The organism is Hydrogenophaga sp., from assembly GCF_041633695.1.
Taxonomy (GTDB): Bacteria; Pseudomonadota; Gammaproteobacteria; order Burkholderiales; family Burkholderiaceae_C; genus Hydrogenophaga.
The window spans coordinates 1-2,689 of sequence record NZ_JBFJMY010000514.1 but is presented as its reverse complement, the minus strand read 5'-3'; the positions used below and the strand labels follow the sequence as shown (position 1 = coordinate 2,689).

General features: G+C 65.2%; 3 protein-coding genes and 1 pseudogene. All 4 read right to left on the bottom strand.

The window, feature by feature from the left end; all coding sequences use genetic code 11:
• Positions 1-964 (bottom strand): MFS transporter (locus ABYB95_RS20970; protein ID WP_372661463.1); only part of this gene is annotated, 964 nt, incomplete at its 3' end.
• A gap of 7 nt (positions 965-971) precedes the next feature.
• Positions 972-1,679 carry an SDR family oxidoreductase gene (locus ABYB95_RS20965; RefSeq protein ID WP_372661460.1) on the bottom strand — a complete coding sequence of 236 codons (708 nt, stop codon included), beginning with the start codon at positions 1,677-1,679 and terminating at the stop codon, positions 972-974.
• 91 nt (positions 1,680-1,770) lie between these two features.
• Positions 1,771-2,349: a TetR/AcrR family transcriptional regulator gene (locus ABYB95_RS20960; RefSeq protein WP_372661457.1), complete on the bottom strand. Its 579-nt coding sequence runs from the start codon at positions 2,347-2,349 to the stop codon at positions 1,771-1,773.
• A gap of 116 nt (positions 2,350-2,465) precedes the next feature.
• Positions 2,466-2,689, bottom strand: a pseudogene (locus ABYB95_RS20955) (hypothetical protein); the annotation flags it as partial.

Genomic DNA, 2,689 nt, shown 5'->3' with positions numbered 1-2,689 from the left:
GCGTGATGGCCAGACCGGCCCGGGGCAGGCTGTAGTGCCAGACCTCGGTCATGTAGAAGAAGAACGCAAAAAACATCATGGAGAACGCGATACCAAAAGCCAGCGTGGCCAGGTTCACGAACGCGTAGGTACGGTGCTCGAACAAACGCAGATCCACCAGCGGCGCCGAGGCCACGCGCGCCCAGATCACAAAAGCCGTCAAGGCCACCAGACCGGTAGCGGCCACCACCACCAGTTCGGTGGCGGTCCAGTGCGCCGACTCCAGTTGCACGATGCTGAGTGCCAACGCACCCACGCCCAGAATCAACAAGCCCATGCCCACCACATCCACCGGGCGCCGGTTCTGCGGCTTCTTGGCCTCTTTCAAAAGGGCCGCACCGCGCCACAGCGACAAGGCGCCCAGCGGCAGGTTCAGGTAAAAGGCCCAGGGCCAGCCCACCGCGTCCACCACAAACGAACCCACGCTCGGCCCGATGGCCGCCGCCAGACCACCCACGGCGCCCCACAGGCTGACGGCCACCGCGCGCTTGCTGTGCGGAAACGCGTCGAGCACGATGGACAGCGAAGCTGGCGTCAGCATCGCCGCGCCCACCGCCTGCGCCACCCGCGCCGCGATCAGCCAGGAGGCCGATCCGGCCAGCCCGCAGGCCGCCGAGGCGGCCAGAAAAAGCGTCACACCCAACAGAAACACCTTCTTGCGGCCATGGGTGTCGGACAGCCCGCCGGCCGGGATCAACATCGCCGCGTAGACCACGGTGTAGGCGTTCAACACCCACGACATGTCGGCCGCAGACGTACCGGGAAAGCCCGCCTGTATGGAGCGGAAGGCGGCGAACAACATGGTGGTGTCCAGCGACACCAGGAACACGGCGATGCTGGCGACCCAGAACACGGGCCAGGGCGAAACCTGGACCGGCGGTTCCGTGACCGCAGCGGCTGGAAGGGTGGTGGCGGCGTCGGTCATGGCTTGGTCACCGGCTGATGGCTTGTAGGTAGACCGCCGGATCGGCGGACAGGCCGGCGTGTACCTGGCGCGTGCGCTCATCGGCCAGCACCTCGCTGGCGCCGGCTTCGAGACCGTCCAGCGCCGATCGCACCACCTCCTCGGGCGCCAGTTTGGGCACGTCGAAGCCACGCGTCAGATCGGTGTCGATGAACCCCACATGCAGGGCCAGCACCTGTGTCTTTTGCTCTTGCAGTTCGATGCGCGTGCCGTTGGTCATGGCCCAGGCCGCCGACTTGCTCATGCCGTAAACGCCGAGCAAAGGTCCGTTGATCCAGCTCGCGATGGACAGCACATTCAAGATCGCGCCACCGCCGTTGTGCGCCAGCACCGGCGCGAACGCCTGGGTCAGGCGCATAGGTCCGAACACATTGGTCTCGAAGTGGCGCTGGGCCGAATCCAGGCTGGTCTCGCTCAGAAAACCACCGGTGTGGGCAATGCCGGCGTTGTTGATCAACAGCGTCACATCCCCGCAAGCGCGGGCCGCAGCGGCCACCTCGTCGGACTGGGTCACGTCGAGCTGGATCGGCACCACGCCCGGCAAGCTCACGCTGCTCGGGTCGCGGGCGGCGGCGTAAACCTTGCGCGCACCGCGCGCCAGCGCCTCGCGGGCAAAAGCCAGACCGAGGCCCCGGTTGGCGCCGGTGATGAAAACAGTGGCATTGCTCAGCTTCATGGATATTCCTTCATAGAACGTTGGGAAATGAATATGACGGTCGTCATATAGTGAGATAAAAAAATGTTGAAAAGAACCGCCCAGGCCGCGTTCAGGGTGTGTCGTGCTGCGCGAGCAGTGCCTCGCGCGCCGCCTTCAGCATCGCCTTGCCCTGGGCGTTCACCCCCAGGGTGCGGGCCAGTTGCAAACTGCCCACCAGCGTGGCTACTACAGCCATCGCCTGCTCCGGCGTGCCTTGCGGCAGGCTGCGCTGCACCAACGCGATGAGGGCGCGCACGCGCTCGGCAGAAGGCGCCAGCAACTCGGGCGACTGGCGCGGCATCTCGGAACCGACCGCTGCGACCAGACAACCCGCTTCGACGCCACGCAAGTGCGCCTCGGAAAGGTAAGACTCCACCACCGAGCGGAACGCGCTGTGGCCGCGCGCAAGCCCGGTCTCGACACGCCGCTGCATGTTCGCAGCACTGTCGCGTCCGGCCCGCTCGATGGCCTCGGCCAGCAGCGCTTCGCGCGACGCAAAGTGGGCATAAAAACCGCCGTGTGTGAGACCGGCCTGTTTCATCACGTCGGCCACGCCCACGCCTGCGTAGCCGTTGCGCCGCAAAGCACGCGCCGCCACATCCACGATGCGTTCGTGCGTGGCTTCTCGGCGGCTGGGTGGAGTGTGCATGGGGCAGACTGTACCTTTATATGATGTTCATCATATTAATTGAACCACAAATATCCACATTGCCGACCGGGAAAACCCAGACCGGGGCCAGTTCTTGGTGCAGAACCGGCCAGTTCTCAACGACTCGGCTTTGGAGGATCGTCTCTGGGGCGCGTGGCCCGCCAACCCGCTTTCACCTGCTTCAAGAAGTCCGGGCGCGCCGTGCGCATGGTCTTGAGCACGTCGGGTGGTGCATCGGTTGCCTCGTGATCCGCCGCCCACAAGACGAGCTCCACCAGGACAGGAGCCAAGGCGATGCCCTTCTCGGTCAGGCGATAGATGAACCGGCGCATATCTTGCG